This window comes from Tumebacillus permanentifrigoris (assembly GCF_003148565.1).
Classification (GTDB): Bacteria; Bacillota; Bacilli; order Tumebacillales; family Tumebacillaceae; genus Tumebacillus; species Tumebacillus permanentifrigoris.
Genome location: NZ_QGGL01000037.1, coordinates 1 through 7166, shown reverse-complemented (window position 1 = coordinate 7166; position 7166 = coordinate 1). Strand labels below are relative to the sequence as shown.

At 47.8% G+C, this 7166-nt stretch carries 3 protein-coding genes and 2 rRNA genes; all 5 read right to left on the bottom strand.

What is annotated here, in order from left to right; genetic code table 11:
* Window positions 1–187, bottom strand: a 16S ribosomal RNA gene (locus C7459_RS22190); the annotation flags it as partial.
* Between the two features lie 445 nt (window positions 188–632).
* The gene (locus C7459_RS22185; protein WP_109691426.1) at window positions 633–2213 is read right to left on the bottom strand and encodes a restriction endonuclease subunit S; all 1581 of its coding nucleotides are present in this window, start codon (window positions 2211–2213) and stop codon (window positions 633–635) included.
* Window positions 2210–3631 carry a class I SAM-dependent DNA methyltransferase gene (locus C7459_RS22180; protein ID WP_109691425.1) on the bottom strand — a complete coding sequence of 474 codons (1422 nt, stop codon included), beginning with the start codon at window positions 3629–3631 and terminating at the stop codon, window positions 2210–2212. The genes C7459_RS22185 and C7459_RS22180 overlap by 4 nt, the downstream gene beginning before the upstream one ends.
* A 19-nt stretch (window positions 3632–3650) precedes the next feature.
* Window positions 3651–6893 (bottom strand): type I restriction-modification system endonuclease, encoded by a 3243-nt coding sequence (gene hsdR / locus C7459_RS22175; RefSeq protein ID WP_109691424.1) that lies wholly within the window; start codon window positions 6891–6893, stop codon window positions 3651–3653.
* A gap of 143 nt (window positions 6894–7036) precedes the next feature.
* Window positions 7037–7153: ribosomal RNA gene (gene rrf, locus C7459_RS22170) — 5S ribosomal RNA — on the bottom strand.
* Window positions 7154–7166 lie beyond the last annotated feature (13 nt).

The window sequence follows — 7166 nt, the reverse complement described above, 5'->3', positions numbered from 1 at the left end:
AAGAGATCATCCGGTATTAGCACTCGTTTCCAAGCGTTATCCCAGTCTGCCAGGCAGGTTACCCACGTGTTACTCACCCGTCCGCCGCTGACATCAATGGAGCAAGCTCCACATCCGTCCGCTCGACTTGCATGTATTAGGCACGCCGCCAGCGTTCGTCCTGAGCCAGGATCAAACTCTCAATTAAAGTTTGAATCAAGGCTCGAATCGATTCTCATCTATCACTCGTTTAGTTTTCAAGGATCAAATCATGCCGACGAAGCGACTAAATCAAGATATCATACCCATCATGTACAAGTCAACTGGTAGATTTTCTATCTTCTCATTCACCGCATCACTCGCGGCGACAAAAGTTATCTTATCATCTCCATACCTTCGTTGCTGGATTCAGTTCCAACAAAACGAGACAAAAAACGCAGTTTTCACTCCACTCTCTCATCTACCACCCGCATTCTACTTTTTTTGATTTAGATCACAACCACGAGCGGAGTCACACGACTCAAGTGACTCGGGCTCCATTTCTTCAGGACATCCAAGATGGTCACCTCCCAAACAATTGGCTGCATATGAAAAAGACCCAGTCTGCGTTATGAGACTGGGTCTGGTCGGATTCTCTGTAATGATGGGTTCGTTTATTTCGTATTCGCAGCCTTCTTTTTCTTCGGCGCTTCGTCCATGCGTTCGGCGAGGACTTGTTGCAACAACTCAAGTGCACTCTCCTCACTCGGGTCGTTGGTGCCGAGTTCACCACGAAAGGCTTTGGAAAGGATGGATTGGGTGATGGTGTCAATGCGGGATTTGGTTCCGAGATACAGACCCTCTATTTGATCAGCATGATCTAAAAGCAGCTTAATGCATCGAACGATTTCCTTCTGTTCCTCCAGTGGCGGAACTGGTATCATAATGGATCTGAAACGCTCTAGACTCAACTTTTGCAGAGTCACCCCTTTTGTGATCAAGCCTAATTGCTTTTTAATCAACGAGGAATTGATACAATGCTTGAAATACTCGGTGACTAAATCATTCTCCCAAATTCGCAACTTAATGACATCGGAGGTTATTACAGCGTCATGCATATTCTCAGGATAAATTTCGCAATCACCTGGCGGCTCACCCATCTTGGTGATAAGTAGGTCTAAAGACCTCACCATGTGAGGGAGTAATTCCTCCGCCTTCTTATGACTCACGTATTTTGGGTCCAACCCTGCGAAGTCTCCACTCCGTATGTTTCGAACAAAAACCAACGGCACACCCTCAGAAGCGTAATCCGAAACTTTCAAATTGCTTCCGAAGGGACCAATACCGATTGCATAGTCATCTGGGGAACAAATATGCTCTGGAAGCGCTAAAGCCCAGGAGTGAGGAATATTGATTTCATCGTTCTCTACTTTCATATATTCCATCGGCTTTCTTGGGGATCTCTCACCGTTTTTCTTAGCCAACTGACATCGTTGTTTATAAACTTCTTCTCTTCTCTCAGAGATTCTTTTCAAGAGATCAGTAGCCGTCTCCAAATGGGGATGATTCTTTCGCCACTCGGCTGTCAACTGCCCTGACGAGGCCAATAACAAAACTGCTTGACGGAATTGGTATAAAAAATCAAGCGTGCCTTCAATTGATTTCTTCGCCTCATTGACCTTTCCCAATAGCGACTCGATCCGATCAACAATGCGTTTTTGCTCAGGGAGAGGGGGCAGGGGGATAGCCATTTCCAAAAAGTCTGCACTTCTTACTGAAGGAGAATTATCGCCTTTAGTATTGGCAACTAAATATTGAGTTGAATAATCAGACCGTAAAAAGTGATACAAAAATCGACAGTCATAGGCTTGACTTGACCCACATACATAAAAAGCAGTCGATGCAACAGCATGCTCATATTCCGAATCAATCAAAGCAATATTTTTCAGATAAGGTCTTACAAGAGAAATTATAACATCCCCATTATGAACCGCTCTTTGTGCCCTGCTTGGTGCTTCACTTACAGGCAGTTTTTTTGGAGATTCGACTTCTTGATTCACATTATTAATCGACTCAATGTCAATATACGTGAAAAAGTTCGATCCAAGTTTTTCAGGATTACGAGTCCTCATCGGCGGAAGTATAGTACCAATCCTCACCCATATCCAATTATCTGGGATTTTAAATGATTGCTCACTCTCAGGAACTAATACTTTTTCCTCCAATCTGTCAATTGGCCTACTAAGTTCCCTCACTCCCGCCCCTCCTCAACAACCTTCAACTCACCCACAACTTCATTCAGCAGCGCAATCGCCCGTTCCAACTTCTCAATCGCTTCTTCTGCCGATTCGATCGGATCGGGCAGGTCTTCATACGATGACAGTGATTCATCCGCTATCAGCCCTAAATCCAATGTATCGCCCTTATCCCGAATTTCACCCCGCGTAAACCGTGACCAACGCTCATCCTCTACCTTAGTTCGGTCTTCGGTCGTGTATGCCGCAATAAATTGGTTGAAATGAGCCTCTGTAAACGGAGTCCGCTTGCCAAATTTCGGCATGTTGGTCCTCATATCATAGAACCATACCTCATCGGTATTCCCTTTATCTGTCTCTCCGCGTGTAAAGAACAGCACGTTCGTCGTCACGCCTTGTGCGTAAAAAATTCCAGTTGGCAAGCGCAAGATAGTATGCAGATTACACTTGTCCATCAGGTCTTCACGTATTTTTTGTCCATCGCCTTCGGCGAACAGCACGTTGTCCGGCAGAACCACCGCCGCACGAGCTTTGCCGTTTGCTTTCAAGGCACGGTAAATGTGTTGTAAGAAGTTCAACTGTTTGTTGGAAGTAACAAACGTCAGGTCATCTCGTGTCGGACGTTCGCCACCTTTTTTCGTGCCAAATGGCGGGTTAGTGAGGATGACGTCCATGTTCATCATCTGTTTGCCAAGGCTCGATAGGGTGTCGCCATGTAAAATCTCATTTTCCATCCCATGAAGCATTGCGTTCATAAGGGCCAGTCGGTGCGTGTCTTTGACCAGTTCACAGCCGGAGAACGCCTGGGCGCGCTGGAAGATGGCTTCTTGTTCGCTGAGATCAAAATAGTTATCGGTCTTCTTCTTCAGATAGTCGTCCGCCGCTATCATAAAGCCAAACGTTCCCGCTGCCGGGTCATTGCATCTTTCCCCAGGCTTCGGGTCAACCAACTTGACCATAACGTCAATTAGTGGACGAGGTGTGAAGTACTGCCCAGCCCCCGACTTTTTCTCACTCGCATTTTTTTCAAGCAAACCTTCATAGAGATCGCCAAATCCCTCAACCTGCGCACTATACCAGTCGAGGTCGTCGATTGACTTGATGATCTTCTCTAAATTTTTCGGCTCAGTGATGTTGGTGTTGGCATTGACATAAATTTGCTTGACCAACCCGCTCCCCTTCCCCCCCAATTCCAAGAGCAGACGGCGGTAATGGTTAAACAATTCCATCCCATGCTTGGAGGCGAGCGAGTCCCAGCGGAATTCCTCTGGGATACTCACTTCGTTGCCCTTTTCCTTGAGCATTTTCAGGAACAGGATGTAAGTTAGTTCCGTCACGTACTGATGAAAGGTGATCCCGTCATCACGCAGGACGTTACATAAATTCCAAAGCTTCTGTACGATCTCTTGGGTGTTCATGATGCTTCCTTCTTTCTACCTACGCTGTGGTGTACAACGACTCGTTGATTTGATTGAGAATTTCTTGTGTTCTGCCATCGAAAATCCGCTCGGCCATTTTATAACCGCCTTGCCCTTTGAACGGCTCGACATCGAATGCCTTGTCCGCTTGCGGGTGCAGGACGGTTTCTTTGAGCAGTTGTTTTTCGATATAGGTCAGCCATTTACGTTGTTGCGGCGACCAGTTGGTCATGCTGTAGACTTTCTGCATGGCGCGCCTTATGCGCTCCTCTTGGCTTATCAGCACATTGCCCAGCGCACGCTGACGGATAAAGGCGATGATGTCCGCCGCGATGTCGTCGGTGGTCATTTCACGCCACGCGGTTCTCAGGTTGAGTTCGGTAAAATTGTGTGTGTCCAGTTCCAGCCGTAGTTTGCGCAAGTCTTCGCGGGTCAAGTCGCTAGGCCTGGTGCAGACCAAGTGGAGGGCTGGGATCTTGTTCATGTTCTCGTTGATGAAACGTGCGAACTCATCCAGATAGTCCTCTGGTTTCTGTGCATCCCCATAGCCTCGCGTCACCCCGGTCACTTCATCGGCGTGATAGGAAATGAATTGGTTGCGCGGCTGCGAACGGTGTTCATCCAACAGATCAAACAGGTTCAATTTCTCGGTCACAGTTGTACGTACTTCTTCTACAGGCGCGTGCCGCATCCAGTCGATGTATTGCTCGATGGATTGACCGTCCGTTAACGTATTGAAATCTTGGTGTTCCCGCTGTGTCATGCGGCGTTTTTTCCGCTGAAGTTTGGCGAGGATCATGTCAATATGCTCTCGCTGTTGTTGCTCATCTTGTATCTGCGAAAGTTCTTCCACTAGCTTGGTGAAGGTGATGCTTGGACTCGTGACGACTGGTTTCATCGTGTTCACCGGTTGCAACGCTTCGTACAGCCCCACCGCGTCAAAAATATTGAAATGCGTCTTTGCGACGCCATCGAGGTCGTCACACAGGCGTGTAGCACGTCCGATCATCTGTTCGTACAAAATACGGGAACGTACCCTGCGCAAAAAGACGAGGTTGGTGATCGGCGGCACGTCAATACCCGTTGTCAGCAGATCGACTGTGACGACGATATTCGGCAAGCGTTCATTTTTAAAACGGCGAATCGCTTTTAATGGTTCATGGATCGTGCCCGTGATCTTCATGACGGCACTGTTGTCCACCTCACCGTACAAGGCTTCCAACTCCTGATTGAGTATATCGACAACCAGATCAGCATGTTCATCTGTCGCAGCAAAGATCAAGGTCTTTTCTCTGCCGCTTGGATTCAGGTGCCGAACCACTTCGCGGAGCACGGCACGGTTAAAATTCTCGGTGATCACTTGCTTGTTGAAGTGCTCGACCTCCAATTCCACCTCGTCGGGCAGTTCCTCCACTTGTATATCTTGCGTGTTGGCATCGTATACGTCAACCTTCTCGCCTTTTTCCCATTTGATACCTGTTTCCTTCAAGTGTGTATTGATCTGATGCGGGGGTTCGTGATCAACCAAATAACCATCGATCACTGCCTCCCGATACGAATAGGTGAACACGGGCTTGCCAAAAATCTCTGTGGTATGCAAAGCTGGCGTTGCTGTAAGTCCGATCTTGACAGCGTCAAAATGGTCGAGCACTTTGCGATACTTACTTTCGTAGTCGGTCTGGTCACGGAATTGGTATTCGACGTCGGTCATGTTTTTGTCGAGCGTATAACCGCGATGCGCTTCGTCCACTACAATGCAGTCGTATTGGTCAAGAGTTGGAATCGATGCTTCGTCTTCGTTGAAGAGAATGCGCTTGACCATGCCTTGGACGGTGGCGATCTGAACTTTGGTTTCTTTGTTTGGCACTTTATCTTCGAGCTCTTGCAACTCGAAGATTTCGGTGAAGGTGCGAAATTCTGCGAGCTTGGTTTCTTTAAACGCATCTATCGCTTGCTCGCCCAATGCGGTGCGATCAACGAGAAACAGTACGCGTTTGAAGCGGCTTGAATTGATCAGACGGTAGATCAGACCGATGGTGGTGCGCGTCTTTCCTGTACCTGTTGCCATAGCGAGGAGAATATCTCGTTGACCGTTCGCGATGCTCTCTTCTACGGCGCGAATCGCCTTCAGTTGGTAGTCACGCAGACGGAGATCATCCATCGGTTCATTGCGCAGTTTTTCGTCCGCCACGTCGGTATCTCTTTGCAACTCATCAAGCAATGCCTGAGGTCCATACCACCCACCTGGCAATGGACGCGCACGATTGGTATTTTTACGTGCGTCAAGGAACCAGATTCCCGATTTAGTGGTCAACTGCCTTAGATAGGGTCTGCCATTGGTCGCAAACATAAACGGCACTTTGTACTCGCCCCATGGTCCGATGATCTCTTCGTTTGTCTTTTGTACAACTTCACGGGCGTATTTTTTGGCCTGCTCCAAGTCGGTGCTTACGTCTTTGCTCTTGCGTTTTGCTTCGATGATGCCGACGAGTTTCAGACCGACAAACAACGCATAGTCCGCTTTCTTTCTGCCAATCGGCCACTCCGCAATCGCTTGGTTGATTCCCACTTCTGGGCGGGCTCCCTTAGCGTATGTGAGGTGTTGTGTATCCACCTCCCACCCCGCAATCTCCAGTTGAGTGTCGATAATCTTCCTGGTCTCCGCTTCATTGAGTTGGATTAATGCAGCCGCGCTTCGGGATCGGTTGCGACGATCTTGACGCTGGTCAGATGTAGATTCTTGTTCGCGAAGAGACTCCAGTTCTTGTTGCATTTGAGAGAGACGCTGCTCGTATGTTGCGGTGAGTCGTTCAATCTGTTGCTGTTGAACCTCATCCGATTGTTCCAGAGCTGGAGGCACGACAAAATCGTCTGGCTCATAATCCCACTCTCCGTAGGTTTGCATGAACCAGACTGCTAGTTTATAGGACAAGGACAGCAGTAATTTCGCTTCTTCGAACGATTCGTAGGAGTCATGAACTGCACGGTTCCCTTTGATTCGCAATGCGTGGAAGATCTCCAACAATTCAAATGTTACGATATCTTCTTGGCGAAACAGGCGCAATCGGCTGTCCTGCCGGTGATCGTTAGGTTCGCTGATGTTTTCCATCGCCAGCATATATTTAGCCATCATTTCCCCGAATAATCGGAGCTTAAATAAGGTTGTATTCGGATCTTGGTGTAAATTCCGTTCTGCCATTTCCCCTAGATTAACCAAGATCGGCCATTTGTCTGCGAGGAAGGTGAAGTTACTTGTCTGCATAAGACCACACCTTTTTTAAGAGGATTCATGAATTCAAAAACAATTCGACAGTGTAGGTCCAAAGTCCTTTTTTGTAGCTCTTCCAATCGTATCTAGTATTTACACAAAAAAACTCATTCCTATAGGAATGAGTTTTTTCATATGCCTCGCGACGTCCTACTCTCCCAGGACCCTGCGGTCCAAGTACCATCGGCGCTGGAAAGCTTAACTTCTGTGTTCGAGATGGGAACAGGTGTGACCTTTCCGCCATCATCACGAGACTGTGACAACTGG